The organism is Dongia sp. (assembly GCF_041909655.1).
Classification (GTDB): domain Bacteria; phylum Pseudomonadota; class Alphaproteobacteria; order Dongiales; family Dongiaceae; genus Dongia.
Map to the genome: position 1 here is coordinate 312,224 of NZ_JAYRDA010000005.1, position 16,707 is coordinate 328,930.

Annotated in this window: 15 protein-coding genes; 4 read left to right on the forward strand and 11 right to left on the reverse strand. The window is 62.4% G+C overall.

The genetic code is table 11. The features are described 5' to 3' along the window. Positions 1 to 14: 14 nt before the first annotated feature. The 7 genes from ACE3PR_RS12590 to ACE3PR_RS12620 all read right to left on the reverse strand — a co-directional run bounded on the left by ACE3PR_RS12590 (position 15) and on the right by ACE3PR_RS12620 (position 6,966). Positions 15 to 1,337: an aspartate aminotransferase family protein gene (locus ACE3PR_RS12590; RefSeq protein WP_374372369.1), complete on the reverse strand. Its 1,323-nt coding sequence runs from the start codon at positions 1,335 to 1,337 to the stop codon at positions 15 to 17. Between the two features lie 29 nt (positions 1,338 to 1,366). Further along, positions 1,367 to 1,996: an ABC-type transport auxiliary lipoprotein family protein gene (locus tag ACE3PR_RS12595; protein WP_374372371.1), complete on the reverse strand. Its 630-nt coding sequence runs from the start codon at positions 1,994 to 1,996 to the stop codon at positions 1,367 to 1,369. After that, positions 1,993 to 2,931, reverse strand: coding sequence for an MlaD family protein (locus ACE3PR_RS12600; protein WP_374372374.1), 939 nt, complete (start codon positions 2,929 to 2,931; stop codon positions 1,993 to 1,995). The genes ACE3PR_RS12595 and ACE3PR_RS12600 overlap by 4 nt, the downstream gene beginning before the upstream one ends. 60 nt (positions 2,932 to 2,991) lie before the next feature. Continuing rightward, a complete protein-coding gene (locus ACE3PR_RS12605; protein ID WP_374372376.1) occupies positions 2,992 to 3,762 on the reverse strand; it encodes an ABC transporter ATP-binding protein in 771 nt (256 codons plus the stop codon). Positions 3,763 to 3,768: 6 nt separating this feature from the next. Then, on the reverse strand, positions 3,769 to 4,896 hold the full coding sequence (locus ACE3PR_RS12610; RefSeq protein WP_374372378.1) for an ABC transporter permease: 1,128 nt from the start codon (positions 4,894 to 4,896) through the stop codon (positions 3,769 to 3,771). Between the two features lie 77 nt (positions 4,897 to 4,973). Continuing rightward, positions 4,974 to 6,230, reverse strand: a complete 1,257-nt coding sequence (locus ACE3PR_RS12615) for a type III PLP-dependent enzyme (protein ID WP_374372380.1) — start codon at positions 6,228 to 6,230, stop codon at positions 4,974 to 4,976. Between the two features lie 226 nt (positions 6,231 to 6,456). Then, complete coding sequence (locus ACE3PR_RS12620) at positions 6,457 to 6,966, reverse strand: Lrp/AsnC family transcriptional regulator (protein WP_374372382.1); 510 nt, start codon at positions 6,964 to 6,966, stop codon at positions 6,457 to 6,459. 98 nt (positions 6,967 to 7,064) lie between these two features. On the opposite strand from ACE3PR_RS12620, the gene ACE3PR_RS12625 reads away from it, so the two are divergent. Further along, positions 7,065 to 7,580: an adenine phosphoribosyltransferase gene (locus ACE3PR_RS12625; protein ID WP_374372384.1), complete on the forward strand. Its 516-nt coding sequence runs from the start codon at positions 7,065 to 7,067 to the stop codon at positions 7,578 to 7,580. Here the strand turns inward: ACE3PR_RS12625 and ACE3PR_RS12630 are convergent. After that, positions 7,577 to 8,800 carry an amidase gene (locus tag ACE3PR_RS12630; RefSeq protein ID WP_374372386.1) on the reverse strand — a complete coding sequence of 408 codons (1,224 nt, stop codon included), beginning with the start codon at positions 8,798 to 8,800 and terminating at the stop codon, positions 7,577 to 7,579. The two genes, ACE3PR_RS12625 and ACE3PR_RS12630, sit on opposite strands and share 4 nt — an antisense overlap. Positions 8,801 to 9,014: 214 nt before the next feature. Between ACE3PR_RS12630 and ACE3PR_RS12635 the strand changes: the two genes are divergently transcribed. After that, positions 9,015 to 10,514, forward strand: coding sequence for a PAS domain S-box protein (locus ACE3PR_RS12635; RefSeq protein ID WP_374372389.1), 1,500 nt, complete (start codon positions 9,015 to 9,017; stop codon positions 10,512 to 10,514). 18 nt (positions 10,515 to 10,532) lie between these two features. On the opposite strand, the gene ACE3PR_RS12640 is transcribed toward ACE3PR_RS12635, so the two are convergent. The 3 genes from ACE3PR_RS12640 to ACE3PR_RS12650 all read right to left on the reverse strand — a co-directional run bounded on the left by ACE3PR_RS12640 (position 10,533) and on the right by ACE3PR_RS12650 (position 13,718). Next, positions 10,533 to 10,862, reverse strand: coding sequence for a hypothetical protein (locus tag ACE3PR_RS12640; RefSeq protein ID WP_374372391.1), 330 nt, complete (start codon positions 10,860 to 10,862; stop codon positions 10,533 to 10,535). A gap of 15 nt (positions 10,863 to 10,877) precedes the next feature. Continuing rightward, entirely contained in the window at positions 10,878 to 11,741 is an 864-nt protein-coding gene (locus ACE3PR_RS12645; protein ID WP_374372393.1) for a lysophospholipid acyltransferase family protein, read from the reverse strand. A 159-nt stretch (positions 11,742 to 11,900) separates the two neighbouring features. Further along, on the reverse strand, positions 11,901 to 13,718 hold the full coding sequence (locus tag ACE3PR_RS12650) for a sugar-transfer associated ATP-grasp domain-containing protein (RefSeq protein WP_374372395.1): 1,818 nt from the start codon (positions 13,716 to 13,718) through the stop codon (positions 11,901 to 11,903). A gap of 305 nt (positions 13,719 to 14,023) precedes the next feature. Between ACE3PR_RS12650 and ACE3PR_RS12655 the strand changes: the two genes are divergently transcribed. Together ACE3PR_RS12655 and ACE3PR_RS12660 are read left to right on the forward strand one after the other, a co-directional pair. Then, the gene (locus tag ACE3PR_RS12655; RefSeq protein ID WP_374372397.1) at positions 14,024 to 15,520 is read left to right on the forward strand and encodes a CoA-acylating methylmalonate-semialdehyde dehydrogenase; all 1,497 of its coding nucleotides are present in this window, start codon (positions 14,024 to 14,026) and stop codon (positions 15,518 to 15,520) included. Between the two features lie 77 nt (positions 15,521 to 15,597). Continuing rightward, positions 15,598 to 16,692 carry an extracellular solute-binding protein gene (locus ACE3PR_RS12660; protein WP_374372399.1) on the forward strand — a complete coding sequence of 365 codons (1,095 nt, stop codon included), beginning with the start codon at positions 15,598 to 15,600 and terminating at the stop codon, positions 16,690 to 16,692. Positions 16,693 to 16,707 lie beyond the last annotated feature (15 nt).

A 16,707-nucleotide genomic window follows, 5' to 3' on the forward strand; every position in this document is an offset into this window, starting at 1 on the left:
ACACACTTAGCGGGTTACCCGACGGTGAGTTTCAGCGCCTGGCCCAGCTTGTCGACGATCTCGTCCAATTGGGAATCAGCCAGATTGAAAGGCGGCGCCAGCAGGATATGGTCCCCGCTGCGACCATCTATGCAGCCCCCGGCCGGATAGCAGATGAGGCCCACCGACATCGCCGCCTGCCGCAGTTTCAGCCATTTTTTTTCGCCGGGATCAAAGGCTTGCTTCGTCTCCCGATCGGCCACCATTTCCAGGCCGATGAACAGGCCACGACCGCGGATATCACCGATATGCGGGTGCTGGCCAAAGGAATCGTCCAGGCGCGCCCGCAATTTGGCGCCGAGATCGCGCACGCGAGGGATGAGATTTTCCTCCTGAAACACCTCCTGGACCGCCAAAGCTGCAGCACAGGCCATGGTATGGCCGGCATAGGTATGGCCGTGCTTCAACTGCCCCGACCCATCTTCCAGCGCCCGCACGATCTTGTCATGGGCCAGGAAGGCCCCGATCGGCTGGTAGCCCGCACCCAGCCCCTTGGCCATGGTCAGGATGTCGGGCACGACATTGTCCTCGGCGCAGGTGAAAAGATGGCCGGTACGGCCCATGCCGCACATCACCTCGTCGAACACCAGCAGCACGCCATAGCGGTCGCAGATCTCGCGCAGCCGCGCGAGATAACCCGGCACCGGTTCGGCACAGCCCAGAGACGAACCTGCGACCGGCTCGGCGAAGAACGCCGCCACCTGATCGGGCCCGATCTTGAGGATCGCTGTCTCCAATTCGTCGGCGACGCGGCGGCCATAGGCTTCCACCGATTCATCCGCGCGGCGCTCGCGATATTCATAGCAGGGCGCGATATGCGTCACCGGCAGCAGCAACGGCTCATAAGTCTGGCGCCGTGCAAAGTCATGACCGAGCGACAAGGCGCCCAGGGTATTGCCGTGATAGGAGCGCTCGCGGGCAATGAAATGCCGCCGCTGCGGCTGACCGATTTCAAGGAAGTATTGCCGTGCCAGTTTCATCGCCGCTTCGCTTGCCTCCGAACCACCGGAGACGAAGAAGGCGCGCGTGAGGCCGGCTGGCGCCTGCGAGACCAGCTTGTCGGCCAGTTGCTCGATCGCGTCATGCGTAAAGAAGGCGGAATAGGCAAAGGCGATCTCGCCGACCTGCCGCCGCACCGCTTCGATGACCTTGGGGTGCGAATGGCCGAGACAGGAAACGGCCGGGCCGCCGGACGCATCCAGATATTTTTTGCCGGTACTGTCGAAGATATAGGCGCCCTCGCCTTTCACAGCCTTGGGCAAGGCGTGCTTGAGATCGCGATGAAGAACATGGCTCATGATGCGGAAATCACTCTCTTGAAACGGGATCAGGACTTGGCGGCGGCGAGAACGCCTGGGATGAGTTGTGCGAACACGTCGCCGAGGGCGGCTTCAAAGGCGGTCACGATTCCCGGCAAGCCACCGCCAGCGGCCGGGCGTCGTGCTTGGGCCGTGATCGTGCCCATGATGCGCCGCTCCGGCATCTTGACCAGGCGTGCCGCAATCTTCACCACCGCTTCGGCACTGGCGCCCGAATATTCCGCCTGGAAGTCGCGCAGATCGGATTGCAGGATGAAGTCGGGTTTGAGGCCCGCGGCATCGCGGCCCACGGCAAGATCCGGCACAGCGCTTTCGAACGCTTCGATCAACTTGGATTGCACCAGAGCCGGCGCCGCGTCTGACCACACACCTTCTGCGAAATATTCGATGCGATTGACGGCACGGCTAAGGGCTATGCGGTTGGTGCCGAGATCCGCACCCGCGGCAGGTGTCGCCACCACCAATTGCCAATCGAGCGTGGGCGGGTTTTGGATCGGTGCTACGTCCGGCGACAGCGAATAAAGATTGAGCGGTACATTGACTTCCGGAATAACGCCGCAACCAGCCAGCACTGCCGAACCGGCCAGCAGGACCAGCGCATGCCGGCGCGTGGTGAGGGTGGGTCGCATTGGGATCATGGGGCGACAACGCCTTTGCTACGATCGGACAAAAAGAAACGGGCCGGATCACGTTCGATCTCCTGGGTGATCCGCGCCATGGAGGCGACCAGTTCGCGCATCTGCGCCAGGAGATCGGTCGCCTCATAAAGCGCCGTGCCGGAGAACTGCCGCAAAGGCTCACGGTTCTCCGCCAGCAGGGCAGCCATCTCGGCGGAGGTGGCTTCGAACGAGCGTGACATGTCGCCGAATGCTTTCATCGCCTGTTGTGCCTCTTTGGTGGCCGGCCCGAGGCTCACCTGCAGATCCTCCGCGAGCTTGCGAAATTCGGCGCCGGCGGCAGCAATTTCCCTCACCGCCTGATCGCTATCGGTCAGGAAAGCATCGATCTGCGGCGTCCGTTCTTTAAGGCCCTGCGACAGATCGCGCAGATTGCTCAGCGTATCGCTCAGCGCCTGTCGATTGGCCGGCGAAAGCATCTCGTTGAGATGGTTCGCGATGCCGTCGACCTTGGCCAGAATATCCGGGGCCTGCCGTGTCAGGCGCTCCAGCGCCGATTGCGCCGCTGTCACTTCGCTGTTCGGAGGCAACAGATCCGCCTCCGAACTGCCGCGACTGACCGCCAGACCGACACCGCCGGCAATGCTCTGCATTTCCAGCGTGGCGCGGGAATCGACCCGGATCGGTGTGCCGCGGCGCACCTCGAAATCGACGCGCGCGAGCGCGCTGTCTTCGGGATCGATGCGCACGTCGGTGACCCGCCCGACTGGAATGCCGCCGAAATTCACCGACGTATTGACGCGGAGCTGCGACACCGATCCGGAAAAGCGTGCATAGTAGGAATCATAGACGGTCTGCCCCTGGAACTTGGCCACCCACAGCACAAAGACGAAGACGCCCGCCATCAGCAACAGCACAAAGCTGCCCACCGCCAAATGTCGTGCTTGCGTTTCCATGATGCCGTATTGCCTCGTAATCCGTTCGTTCGTCTATCGTTTGATGCCCGCGCCTGCCGGTCAGGCGCCGATGCCGGCCGCGCGTGCCCGCTTGCCGTGAAAATACTGCCTGATCCACGGATGCTCGTCCTTAAGATGCTCGGCCAAAGTGCCAACCCGAATGCGTCGGTCGATAAGAACGCCGATACGGTCGCAGATCGCCACCAGAGAGTCCAGATCATGGGTGATCATGACAACGGTGAGACCCAGGCTCCGCTGCAGGTTCTTGATCAGCTCGTCGAATTCGGCGGCGCCGATCGGGTCGAGACCCGCCGTAGGCTCGTCCAGGAACAGGATATCCGGGTCGAGCGCCAGCGCACGGGCGATTCCGGCGCGCTTCTTCATGCCGCCCGATAGCTGCGAGGGGTATTTTGCCCCGGCATCCGCCGGCAGGCCGGCCAGCCGGATCTTGAGCGCCGCCAATTCGTCCATCAGGTCTTCAGGCAAATCGGTATGTTCGCGCATCGGCGCCTGCACGTTCTCCGCGACGGTCAGAGAACTGAACAGGGCGCCGTTCTGAAAAAGGACGCCCCATCGCGCCTCGATCTTCATGCGCTCCTTGTCGCTTAATTGATCCATGCGGGAACCCAGCACGGTGATCGTTCCTGCCGCCGGCCTATTGAGACCGATGACGGTCCGCATCAACACCGACTTTCCGGTACCTGACCCGCCGACGATGCCGATCACCTCGCCCTTGCGGATATCGAGGTCCAGCCCGTCATGCACGACCTGCGTGCCGAAGCGGTTGACGATGCCGCGCAGTGAAATGGCGATCTCTGGATTGCTGGCCATGGCGCGTCAGATCTCGAGATAGGAGAACATGACGGAAAACAGCGCATCGACGATGATCACCAGGAAAATCGACTCCACCACCGAACGCGTTGTGAGCCGGCCGACACTTTCGGCACTGCCGCTCACGCGCAGGCCCTCGAAGCATCCCACGAGTGCGATCAGGACCGCAAAGAACGGCGCCTTCGACATGCCGACCCAAAACTGGTCGGTGGTAATCGCCTGATTGAGCAGGCTGAGATATTGCTGGAACGAAATGTCGAGCAACACGACGCACATCAGGCCGCCACCCAGCAATCCCATCATGTCGGCAAAGAAGGTCAGCAGCGGCAGGGCAATGACCAGCGCGATGACGCGCGGCACCACCAGCACATCCATCGGATTGAGGCCGATCGTGCGCAGCGCATCGACCTCTTCATTCACCTGCATGGTGCCGATCTGCGCGGTAAAGGCGGAACCAGACCGGCCGGCAACCACAATCGCGGTCAGCAGCACCGCCATCTCGCGCAAGACCGAAATGCCCAGCATGTTGATGGTGAAGGTCTGCGCGCCGAAGCGCGCCAATTGATCGGCACCCTGGAAGGCCAGCACGACGCCCACCAGCATGTTGATCAAGCCCACGATCGGCAAGGCGTTGAGGCCGGTCTGTTCCAGGTGCGAAAAGATCGCGTTCCAGCGCAGCTTCCAGGGTGTGAGAGACAAACGCCCCAGGGCCAGGACCAGCGCGCCCAGAAAGGCGACGAGATCGCGCGAGTCCAGCAGGATCGTTTCGACCCCCGCGCCAAGTTCGGCGATTTTGTCGCTAAGATTGCGGCGGCGGGGATGCGCCGGCAGGACGTCGCGGGTTTCCGCCACACGCTGCAACAAGGCGGCGAGATCCGGATCCCCGGCCCGTGTTTCGACCTTGATGCCGGCGGCGTCCATCGCCCGCCCCAGCCGCGTGATCAGCCAGGCGCCGGAGGTATCCAATTGCTGCAGGTTGCCGAGATCGAAGACCGCCGCGCCACTGCCGGGCGCACCAGCCTCTGCCAGGTCGCGGGACAGCTTGGCGGCATGGTCGATGGTCCAGGCGCCACCGAACGACCAGGTGGCGACATTGCCGCTGACGGCGAATTTGACCCAGCCGGGGTCGGACATAGATACCTCAAATGCAAAGCGGGCTGCAGTCTAGCAGCCCGCTTTACGTCGGCAACAACGCTATCACCCGGCGCTGATCAAATAAAATAGGCCTTCAAGGGATCGAAGCCGTTGAAATTGATCGCCGAATAGGTCGTCGTATAGGCCCCGGTCGAATGCAGCCGGACCCGGTCGCCCGCCTTGAGATCCAGCGGCAGGCGATAGTTCGCCTTGTCGTAGAGGATATCGGCGGAATCGCAGGTGGGACCCGCCAGAATCACCGGGCCGGTGGCGGCGGCGACGGTATCCAGGGCTTCTACCCGGTACCGGATCGCCTCACCCTCGGTCTCGGCCAGACCGCCGAAACGGCCGATATCCAGATAGACCCAACGCCGCTCTTCCTCGGCGGATTTCCGCGAGACCAGCAGCACTTCCGCTTCGATGACACCGGCATCGGCCACCATGTAGCGGCCGGGCTCGATGATCAGGCGAGGCCATTCGGCACCGAAATGCGTGTTCAGAGCGTCGGCAATCGCCGCGCCATAGGCCTCGATGCCGGCAACACCGGGCGCGTATTCGGCCGGAAAGCCACCACCAAGGTCGATCATGCGCAAGACGACGCCCGCTTCCGCGCAGCGCGCGAAAACACCTTTGGCAGCCGCGATCGCGCGGTCCCATTGCGCGGGATCGAGTTGCTGCGAACCGACATGGAACGAGACGCCGACCGGCTTCAGGCCGAGTGCCCGCGCTTCGATCAGGAGATCGACCGCCATGTCGGGGACGCAGCCGAATTTCCGGTTAAGCGGCCACAAGGCGCCTTCGGCTTCGACCAGAATGCGGCAATAGACCTGCGCACCCGGAGCATGGGCGGCGATCTTGCGCAATTCCTCGATCGCGTCGAAGGCAAAGAGGTCGATGCCTTCGGCATGCGCCCAGGCAATATCGGACGGCTTCTTGATGGTGTTGCCGAATGACACACGGTTGGGCGTCGCGCCAGCGGCCAGCGCCGCGCGAATTTCGCCGGACGAGGCTGTGTCGAAGGAAGAGCCGGCAGCGGTCAGACGGCCGAGAATCTCCGGCGCCGGGTTGGCCTTCACGGCATAGAAGATCTCCGCCTGTGGCAAGGCCGCTTGCAGCGCCGCGTATTTCCGCTCGACCACGTCAAGGTCGACCACCAGGCAGGGTGTCGCCGGCTTGTGCTCGGCGAGGAATTGCAGCGCGCGCTCGGGCCGCGGCCCGGCATCGTTGGCGATCACCGCCTGCGGTGCCAATTGGGCGCGCACCGGGCTGGTCTGGAGATCTCGGCTTCGTCGCGGCTGGGAAGCCTTCACGCGGGCTGTGGCAATCTTCGTCATTGGCTGCAACCTTCGGCGCTTAAGGGGGCAAAACCCCGGAAAAAGAAAAATCGCCGCGTGGGAGGACCCGTGAGGGTGCTTCCGACGCAGCGATCTGCCTGTCTTGGCAAGGCAGAAGATAGGCACGGATTCACGGGATTTGTGATTTTTGATCGGCCGGATCGCAGAATTTCTGCGCAGTCAGGGGTCCTGCAGAAGCAGAATTTCCTGATTTACTATTCCTTTACTATGACGCCGCTTCCACCGGCTCAATCAATTCCTTCAGCGGATAGCCGGCGAATTTCTTGGTTTCAGACATGATCACGTTGGTGGTGACCGAAGCGATGTTGGGATCCTGCTCGATCAGCGCGTTGTGGAGGGTCACGTAATCGCCGACCGACCGGCAGACGAAATGGACGATGTAGTCGAAATTGCCCGAGATCTGGTAGCAGGCGATCGCCTGGGGCGTGTCCTCGATCAGCTGCTCGAAGGCGCCCTGCTGGCCCCGCCCGTGTTTGTGAAGCGTCACGAAGGAAAGGATCTCGACATGATCTGCGACCTTGCCGAGGTCGATATCGGCCCGGTAGCCGCGGATGATCTTCTGCTTCTCCATCTGGCGATGGCGGGCATGGCAGGGACTGGCCGAGAGGCCCACCTTGGCGGCCAGTTCCAGGTTGCTGATACGGCCCGCCGATTGCAGCGCCGTCAGAATCTTGAGGTCGACCTTGTCCACTCGCTGCGACTTGCGCATGCCCATCCGCCCTTTCCCCGCCCGATTCGATACCTTATACAGCCATAGGCCTAGCGCTATTCGGCCACCCGATGCCACCCTCACCTTTCGCCCGCAGAGCCCCAATGGACCTGAAGAAGCATATTCGCCACGTACCGGATTTTCCCAAGCCCGGCATCCTTTTTTATGACATTTCGACCCTGCTGGCCCATGCCGAGGCCTGGCACGAGGCGCTCAACCGGCTCACGGAAACCCTGGCGCCCTACAAACCGGACCTGCTGGTCGGCATCGAATCCCGCGGCTTCCTGGTGGCAGCCCCCCTCGCCGACCGGCTGGGGACCGGCTTCGTGATGATCCGCAAGCGCGGCAAGCTGCCGGGCGAAGTGATCCGCCATGCCTATGATCTGGAATACGGCCAGGACGTGATCGAGATCCAGGCCGAGGCGATTACCACCGGGCAGCGCGTCATCGTACTCGATGATTTGCTGGCAACCGGCGGCACCATGGCCGCCGCCGTCACCCTGCTGGAGAAGGTTGGGGCCGAAGTGGCCGCCATCGGCTGCCTGATCGAGCTCACCTTCCTCAACGGTCGAGACCGCCTCAAGGTCCCGACCCATACCCTCCTTAGCTACGACAGCTAACGACAGATCAGCGGCGCCAGACGCGCGGCCAGTTCCAGCAGCGCCCGGTCGCGCCCCTTGCGGGCGATCAGCGACAAACCGATGGGAGCACCATCGACCCGGCCGACCGGCAACGTCACCTGGGGCAGGCGCGCCAGTCCGGCGATGCAGGTCAGGCACAGCGTGCTGGCGCGGAATGCCGCGGAATCGGCGGCGCTCAGGGATTTCAGCGGCGCGATGTCGGCGGCGGTCGGTATAATCAGAACTCCGCCGGTGGAAAGCATATCGTCGAGGCGCCGCGTGATCGTCTCGCGGAATTGCGCCGCCTCACCCATCGGTTCCGCAGCCGTCTCTTTTGATAGAGCGAATCGCTCGGCGATCTCAGGTCCGAAATGCGGCCTGGTCTCCTCGACCCAGGCGCCGTGCTGGGCCCAGATCTCGCGCATCTGCAAAAAACCGAAAGTTTGGCGCCATGTAGCAAGGCCGCCGGCCTCAGTCGCCAAGGTGATCCCGATGGCCGGGCCGATCGCGGCCACCGCGCGGTCGCGGGCCGGCTGCAAAGCCGCGGCGACCGCATCCCGCGCCAGCGCCCAGGCATCGCGCGGCAGATAGACCTCACCGAACGTGGTCGATCCACCGATATCCACCGGCAACAACACCTCGCCCACCCGGCGCAGCATCTCGGCATCGCGCGCGAACCAGCCCACCGTGTCATTGCTCTCGGCCAGAGTCATGCAGCCCGTTTCGTCGACCGCGTCGTGGCTGGGGCGAATGCCGAAGATGCCGTTGAGTGCAGCCGGAATACGGACCGAACCGCCAGTATCCGTGCCTAAAGCGAAGTCGCAGGCATGCCCCGCCACGGCGGCAGCGGAGCCCGCCGACGATCCCCCGGGGATGCGCTCGGGTACCGCCGAATTGCGGGGGGTCCCGTAATGGAAGTTCTGACCGTTGAGGCTGAACGCCAGTTCATCCGTAATGGTCTTGCCGATGGCGCGGGCTCCCGCTTCCAATAGCCTCGCTACCACCGCTGCATGCTGCCTTGCCGGCTCGTGAGTTCGCCGCCAATCCGGATTGCCGCAGCCGGTGACGCGCCCGGCGACATCGAACAGATCCTTGATCGCGAAGGTCGTTCCGTCGAGAACGCCCTTGCCGGTGGGTGCCAGCGCGAAATCGCCCTCCGGCGCCAAAGCCCCCAACTCAATGAGACGCGCCGCGCCGGTTACGACTTCCTTGTTGGTCATGCTCTATCCGCCCTTTGCCGCCGATTCTAGAGTAGATACACTTATGTGTGAATCTACTCTAGAATTACTATACCCACACTGATCCACCTGTCAGATATCGCGTATCGCCTACATCGAACAAGCAATCCGGCACATTTTAGGTGGGCCAAACTGCGCTCCGCGCTTGCTGTTTCGACACCGTACCTTATCCAGTTCGAACCGTGTGGAGACGACAATGTTTGGGATCAGCCATGGCGACAAGGCCGCTATACTGTCGGCGCTCGATCGATCGCAGGCCGTCATTGAATTCAAGCCGGATGGCACGATCATCACCGCCAACGCCAATTTCCTGAGCGCGATGGGCTATAGCCTGGCGGAAATCAAAGGCCGGCATCACAGCATGTTCGTCGACGCCGCCGACCGCGACAGCGATACCTACCGGCTTTTCTGGGACAAGCTGCGTCGCGGCGAATTCCAGGCGGCGGAGTTCCCGCGCCTGGCCAAAGGCGGCCGGCAGATCTGGATCGAAGCCAGCTACAACCCGATCGTCGACAGCCGTGGCCGTGTGACGAAGGTCGTCAAATACGCCATCGACATCACCGAGAAGAAGAATGCCGCCGCCGACCTTCTCGGCCAGATCGAAGCGCTGCAGCGCTCGCAGGCGGTCATTCAGTTCAATCTCGATGGCACCATCCTCGACGCCAATCAGAACTTCCTCGATGTACTCGGTTACCGCCTGGAGGAGATCAAGGGCCAGAAGCACAGCATGTTCGTCGATCCCGGCTACCGCAATTCGGTGGAATATCGCGAATTCTGGGAAAAGCTGCGCCGGGGCGAGTTCCAGGCCGGGCAGTACCGGCGCATCGGCAAGGGTGGCAAGGAAGTCTGGATCGAAGCCTCCTATAACCCGATCTTCGATGCCAAGGGCCATCCCTACAAGGTGGTGAAATTCGCCACCGACCTCTCCAGGCGCAAACAGGAGAACGCGGCTCTCGCCAGTGATTTCGAAGTGAACGTGAAATCGCTGGTTCAATCCCTGGCCGCCGCGGCGGAACAGATGAAGGGAACGGCGCAGGCTCTTGCCGTTTCCGCCGAACAGACCAATCACCAGACCGCCACTGTGGCGACCGCGACCGAAGAATTGTCGGCATCGGTCGGTGAAATCGCGCGCCAGACCTCGGAATCCGGCAACATCGTCAACGGTGCCGTCGAACGCACGCGCAGTTCCGAAGCAATGGTCGCCACGCTGGTGAACGCTGCGGAGAAGATCGGCGCTGTCACCGAAATGATCACCTCCATCGCGGGACAGACCAATCTCCTTGCCCTCAACGCCACCATCGAGGCAGCCCGCGCCGGCGAGGCCGGCAAGGGATTCGCCGTGGTCGCGTCGGAAGTAAAGTCGCTTGCCAACCAGACCAGCCGCGCCACCGAGGAAATCGCTCAGCAGATTCGCAGCATCCAGGAGGCCAGTCAGACCACCGCCGGCAGCATCCGCGAGATCGGCCAGATCATCTCTCAAGTGAGCGGAATCAGCACCTCGATTTCCAGCGCGGTGGAAGAGCAATCGGCCGCCACGCGCGAAGTCGCCGTCAATATCACCGGTGTCAGCCAGGCGGCGGAAGCCACGGGTCGCTCGTCAGGCGAGATGCTCAGCATCGCCTCAACCCTGGCCGAACAGGCGGGCAACCTGGAAGAACGGGTCGATCACTTCCTCGCCACCGTTCGCGCCATGTAAACTGGAGCACGCCGAGATCTAGGTCTCGGTGCTGTCTTCCTGCGGTGCATCATTGGGCCGATCGTCCGGCGCCGTCTCCTCGCCGTCCTCATCTTCCTCCGGATGCAGGCGGCGGATGATGATGTCGCCGTTTGGCATCACCTCCGGCGGCGCGTATTGCGGTACCGATTTCAACAGCAACTCCAATCCGCGCAGCAGGGTCGCCATGCCTTCGCCCAGAAGGCGCTCGGCATCGACCTCGCCCTGGGGCTCTTCGGCGCGCACGGAATGCCCTGATGTTCCGATGGCAAGGGCGAAGGCCATCGCGGTAAACGCCCCGGCCCCAAATCGCTGCGCGCGCAATGGCATGATTCTCTCCCCGCCCTATGCTCGGCGCCATTTGCTCCAAGCGCGCCATTGCTCGGGGTAGCGCCGCACCCATGGCTCGCTGCGGCGCAGAAACTCGGCCGCCGCAGCCACCACCCGCTCGTCCGCGGCAAGATGTAAGTCTAGCACGATCGGTGGCTCGACAATGACCCGAAATCCAAGCGCCGGGTCGCGCACGGTAAACACCGGCAGCATCGGCGCCCCCGTCAATCCGGCCAGTCGAGGAGCACCGATTGCGACGGGCAGCCGCCCGCCGAAAATCGGCCCTTTGACCAGATCGCTGCCTTCGGTCGACGCGGCAACGATCGAGGCGACATTGCCACTCTTCACCGCGCGCATCAGGCGTCGCATCGCACTAGCCGGTGCATGCCGGTCGAACACGACACGCTCGGCCAGGTAACGATCCTCAGGGATGCAGCGAACGCGATTGAGATAGGAAACGCCGAAACGCGTTTCGGAGAAGCCGTGCTGCGGGCTGCTCAAATGCGAAACGCGATAGCCTTTCTCGTGAATCGCGATCTTGGTCGGGCCGCTGTTGAACACGAAGGGCGCCAGCCACAGCACGGCGCCCTTCCCCAGGGCAAGGGCATCCTTCAAATGCTGCTCGCCTTCCAGCACCATGCGCGGGCGCCATCCCCCGGGCCGCCATGCGCGCAGATCCTGCATGCGCATTTCGTAGATCGCCGCCCTCAAGTCGCGCGCGATTCCTTCCGCACGCCGACGATCCACCTCACCCAAAGCTGCCTGAATGGTATCGGCGCTCCGTGCGATCGCACGCCGGTTGGTGAAGACGGGAATGCGCGCGATCCCGCGCCACAGCGGCCCCCAAAGGCGTTCCGGCAGCAGCCAGGCAGGCAGCACGAGCGCTGCCAATCCCAATGCTGTCAGAATATCGGAGAATTGCCAGGCCGGCCGCGCCGATAGCTTGCGCGCTCGATGCGTGATCCGGTCGCTGCCCGCCGGCCCGGCATCGGCGGGGACTGGCGGTTGTTCCGAGAGATCAGACAGAATTGCCTCTCCTCAGTTGTCTGTTTTTGGAAAATCTCGATCGCGGAGCAACGTATCATTCGCAATCCGCCGCTCAAGATCGACCACGCGCGCGAACAGCAGCGGGCCCAAAGGCGAATCACCGATCGCACATCGATGCACACGCTGGGGAAAATCCACGTCAGGATAGGAATTTCCCTCAAGGAGCACCGCGCCAGTCGGACCGATCGCGATATCCCAGCCGATCAGCAGCCGATCCTTGCATATCGCATGCGCTGCCAGGGCGATGGAGCGCACCTCGTCCCAATGTGGCACTTGCCGACCGACAATCCCGGCTTTGGTAATGGGGTGATCAGCATACCATTCGAAAGCCATTTCGGGCTTGTCGCCGGTCATCTCGCCCAGAATGCCAGTTTCCAGATCCACGGGCGCACCAAGCTCGATATCGGTCGGCCAGCTCGGTTCGAGCTTGCACAAGACACGCAGCATGCCATGGGTGATCACCGGATTTCCATCCGCATCGAGGCAGGTCAGGACTCGAATCGGCAACAGCGATTGTTCGGCAAGGTCGGCAAGACCCGGATGATTGACGATGCGGGGCTGCACCAGGATCGGAGCTTCCTGCGAGCGCCTCGCCACATGCTGCATCAAGCCATCATGTGACAGAACCTCGCCATCTTCACGGATGAACGCATTACCCGAAAACCGGATCAGTTCCGTGCCGCGAGCGCCCTTCAATTGCCGCGGCTTAAGGAACAGATCCCGTTCCAGCGCGGCCGGTTGGTCGATCTTAAACTGTATCCTTCCACCTTCGGCCACGACCAGATTCGGCACGCATGGAACTCCATGTCGCGTACAGAGCTGTTCCATTATCAGCTTGTCGCCCAACGGCGTGCGCCGGCCAATTTTCGGAACCTGCCAGTTCAAGACCTTGAACAGGCCATTCTTGGTCTCGTATCGCGTCAGATAGCCCGAGGCTCGCGACCGTGGGACCGCCCGGTAGAACTCGAACATGTAATAGGCCTGAGCATCGAGCCCATGGCGGAATCCAAGCACACAGATGTCGCGGAATTGCTGCCACAGGCTGCGTCGAAAGCGATCGCGGACGCGCCGGCCCATGGGAATGAACCAGGCAAAGAAGCGCGCAATCCCCAGGCCCAGATGACCTCCAGGGGCGGCGAAATTTCGGATGCGAGGATAGCGGTGCTGCTGGAACAGCCGCGACGTGACGAACAGATAGCGCGCCACATCGCCCACATCGCTCGGGCGCCGGCTGGTTACGAACATCTGCCGGCGCAGATAGGAGACGAACAAAACCGCACCCAGCAGATAGACCTGCATCGCCATCAGGCGGAAAAAATCCGCGACGACGAGCCATGGGGCGAGATCGTCACCGGCACCTTGTCCATCACCCCATTGGCCAATGATTGTTCCGGCGACCTGCAGGCAGAAAGCGCCCCACAGCACACGGCGGCTCGCGACCGGAAGTGGATCGAGGCGTGCAATCAACCACAGGACCGCAAGGGCTGCCGCCAAGGCCAGATAGCCGCTCGCGCCATCAAGACCGAATTTTTTCTCGATTTGATTTAGTATGGGTTCGACGAACTGGCTGATCGAGACGATTGCCAGAAGAAGCAGCACCACCCGCCAGTATTGGTGCGCCAGCTTGCTCGGGGTGACCAGTGCCAGTCTCGCGCAAATAGCGACAGCGGTCGCGGCGGCGACAATCCCGGTCAGAGAATCCAAAACCCAACTATTGCCGGGCACTGGCCGGAACGCGACGTAAAGCGCGACCAGCGTCGTCACGCTCAGCAAGAGAGAGACCATGCGTTGGGAACTTACGAATTTCATGGGGTGATCTTGTCTCTCTTGGGCAGGGCAAACGCGCTTCAAACCGATTGCTCGGGCGGCGGAGAACTTCTCACATCGACTCTAACAAGTCCCTGACACTAACAAGTCCCTGATAGAAGTGGCAGATCGGAGAGACCGAGATGATGCGCGGGAGTGAGCAACCAGCGCGGCTTGATCAGAATATTGAGCGTGGTGATTAACATCTTGACCACACCTCAACACTGCTTTTATATGCGCCGAATCTTGAAATCGCCTTCTGCCCGATGGGCCGAGGCAAATTCTGACTGGCGGGGAGAAGGCAGCACATGCGGACCATCAATCATTTCATCGGCGGCAAGGAAGTGGCCGGCAATTCGGGCCGTTTTTCGGACGTGTTCAACCCCGCCACCGGCGAAATCCAGGCCAAGGTGGCTTTGGCCAGCGAGGCCGAGATTGACGCCGCGGTCAAGAATGCCGCCGCCGCCTTCCCGGCCTGGGCCGCGACCCCGCCGCTGACCCGCGCCCGCATCATGTTCAAGTTCAAGCAGCTCGCCGAAGCGAACACTGACAAGATCGTCGCGATGATCACCGCCGAGCACGGCAAGGTTCTCTCCGACGCCAAGGGCGAGTTCACCCGCGGCCTCGAAGTGATCGAATTTGCCTGCGCCGCCCCGCAGCTTCTCAAAGGCGAATTCTGCGAGAATGTCGGCACCAATGTCGACAGCTGGTCGGTGCGTCAGCCCTTGGGCGTGGTGGCCGGCATCACGCCGTTCAACTTCCCGGCCATGGTGCCCATGTGGATGTTTCCGATGGCACTCGTTGCCGGCAATTGCTTCATCCTGAAGCCCTCGGAACGTGATCCGTCGGTTTCCAACATGGTGGCCGACCTGCTGAAGAAGGCTGGGCTCCCCGATGGCGTGTTCAACGTCGTCCATGGCGACAAGACCGCCGTGGACGCAATCCTCACCCATCCCGGCATCGAAGCGGTAAGCTTCGTCGGCTCCACGGCCATCGCCGAATATATCTACACAACGGGCACCGCGCACGGTAAGCGCGTGCAGGCCCTTGGCGGCGCCAAGAACCACATGATCGTCATGCCGGATGCCGATATGGACCAGGCGACCGACGCTCTCATGGGTGCCGGCTACGGCTCGGCCGGCGAGCGCTGCATGGCGATCTCGATTGCGGTGGCTGTCGGCGACAAGGTTGGCGATACCCTGATCGAAAAGCTGAGCCCGCGCGTACGTGGCATGAAGGTGGCCCCGGGGACCGATCCGGATGCCGAAATGGGTCCGCTCGTCACCAAGCAGCATTTCGAGAAGGTCAAAGGTTACGTGGACCAGGGTGTCAAGGAAGGCGCCAAGCTGGTGGTCGACGGCCGCACCCTGAAACTGCAGGGCTATGAGAACGGCTATTTCCTGGGCGGCTGCCTGTTCGATCAGGTGACGCCGGACATGAAGATCTACAAGGAAGAGATCTTCGGCCCGGTCCTCTCGGTCGTGCGCGTGCCCGATTACGCCAGCGCCGTGAAGCTGATCAACGATCATGAATATGGCAACGGCACGGCGATCTTCACCCGCGACGGCGACGCCGCACGTGACTTCGCCTCCAAGATCAAGGTCGGCATGGTCGGCATCAACGTTCCCATTCCCGTGCCGATGGCCTTCAACAGCTTCGGCGGCTGGAAGCGCTCGCTGTTCGGCGATCACCACATGCACGGCATGGAGGGCATCCGCTTCTTCACGAAGCTGAAGACCATCACCGCGCGCTGGCCGACCGGTATCCGTTCGGGCGCCGAATTCGTCATGCCGACGATGAAGTAAGCCCGCAATCCATATCGCTTTGACTCCGCGACCGGATCGGTTACACCGATCCGGTCGTTTCGTTTTGGACATCCCGAATGCCCCTCTCGCCCTTTCTCGCCGATGCCGTTTCCCTGGCCCAGAGCCGCGGGTGGTCGCGCCGCGCATTCATGACCGCCTTGGGCGCCGGCGCGGGTACCGCGCTGATGCCCACCGTCGCCGCAACCCAGGCCAAGGAACTGGTCTTTGCGAGTTGGGGCGGGGACGAGATCAAGAGCCTCACCCGCGCCTTCGGCAAAAGCTATGAGGCCGCGACCGGTACCACGATCCTGTTCGACGGCACGGGCCCGGCCGAAGGTGCCATCCGCACCATGGTGGATTCCGGCAATGTCAGTTGGGATGTTTGCGATGCCGATGGCTATACCGCCATCCGCCTCGGCCAATCGGGACACCTCAGCGCCATGGATTACAAGACGGTGGATGCCAGCCGCATCATGCGGCCGTTCAACTTCAGCCATGGCGCCACAGGCTACACCTATTCCTATGTGCTGGCCTTCGACAGCGAACGCTTTGCCGGCCGGCCGCCGATGACCTGGCAGGATTTCTTCGACACCCGCAATTTTCCTGGCGGCCGTGCTGTCTATCGCTGGATGAATGGCGGCTTCGAGGCAGCCATGATGGCCGAGGGCGACGGCCTCACCAATCCCTATCCGATCGACATCAACCGCGCTGTCGGCCGCCTCGCACGTTTGCGGCCGCTCTTGCAGACCTGGGAAAGCGGCCAGCAGATCGAACAGATGTTCCGCGACAAGACCATCTCGATGGCTTGCCTGTGGCATACCCGCGCCGTCGCCCTGGCCAGCGAAAGCGAAGGCAAGATCGGCTTCACCTGGGCCGGCGGCATCCTCTATCCGGGTTGCTGGGTTGTGCCAAAAGGCAACCCCGCCGGCATCGATGCCTTCAAACTAATCGCTCATATGCAGGATGCCGGCCGACAGATCGAGTTTACCGGGTTGCGTCATGTCGGCCCCGCCAATCCGGAGGCGACGGCGGCCATGCCGCGGAGCCTGCGCGATTACGACCCGACGCAGCCCGAGAATATGAGCCAGCAGGTTCTGGTCGACAGCCAATGGTGGGCCGAGAATTTCGACAAGGCCCGCACCGAATTCGCCGACATGCTGGAGCGCACCTAGATCGACCGCCACAAC

Coding starts and splice junctions, on each gene's coding strand:
- ACE3PR_RS12600 (WP_374372374.1), bottom strand. CDS start 2,931: ATGGAAACGCAAGCACGACATTTGGCGGTGGGCAGCTTTGTGCTGTTG.
- ACE3PR_RS12640 (WP_374372391.1), bottom strand. CDS start 10,862: ATGCCATTGCGCGCGCAGCGATTTGGGGCCGGGGCGTTTACCGCGATG.
- ACE3PR_RS12635 (WP_374372389.1), top strand. CDS start 9,015: ATGTTTGGGATCAGCCATGGCGACAAGGCCGCTATACTGTCGGCGCTC.
- ACE3PR_RS12660 (WP_374372399.1), top strand. CDS start 15,598: ATGCCCCTCTCGCCCTTTCTCGCCGATGCCGTTTCCCTGGCCCAGAGC.
- ACE3PR_RS12615 (WP_374372380.1), bottom strand. CDS start 6,230: ATGACGAAGATTGCCACAGCCCGCGTGAAGGCTTCCCAGCCGCGACGA.
- ACE3PR_RS12655 (WP_374372397.1), top strand. CDS start 14,024: ATGCGGACCATCAATCATTTCATCGGCGGCAAGGAAGTGGCCGGCAAT.
- ACE3PR_RS12650 (WP_374372395.1), bottom strand. CDS start 13,718: ATGAAATTCGTAAGTTCCCAACGCATGGTCTCTCTCTTGCTGAGCGTG.
- ACE3PR_RS12620 (WP_374372382.1), bottom strand. CDS start 6,966: ATGGGCATGCGCAAGTCGCAGCGAGTGGACAAGGTCGACCTCAAGATT.
- ACE3PR_RS12590 (WP_374372369.1), bottom strand. CDS start 1,337: ATGAGCCATGTTCTTCATCGCGATCTCAAGCACGCCTTGCCCAAGGCT.
- ACE3PR_RS12630 (WP_374372386.1), bottom strand. CDS start 8,800: ATGACCAACAAGGAAGTCGTAACCGGCGCGGCGCGTCTCATTGAGTTG.
- ACE3PR_RS12625 (WP_374372384.1), top strand. CDS start 7,065: ATGGACCTGAAGAAGCATATTCGCCACGTACCGGATTTTCCCAAGCCC.
- ACE3PR_RS12605 (WP_374372376.1), bottom strand. CDS start 3,762: ATGGCCAGCAATCCAGAGATCGCCATTTCACTGCGCGGCATCGTCAAC.
- ACE3PR_RS12610 (WP_374372378.1), bottom strand. CDS start 4,896: ATGTCCGACCCCGGCTGGGTCAAATTCGCCGTCAGCGGCAATGTCGCC.
- ACE3PR_RS12595 (WP_374372371.1), bottom strand. CDS start 1,996: ATGATCCCAATGCGACCCACCCTCACCACGCGCCGGCATGCGCTGGTC.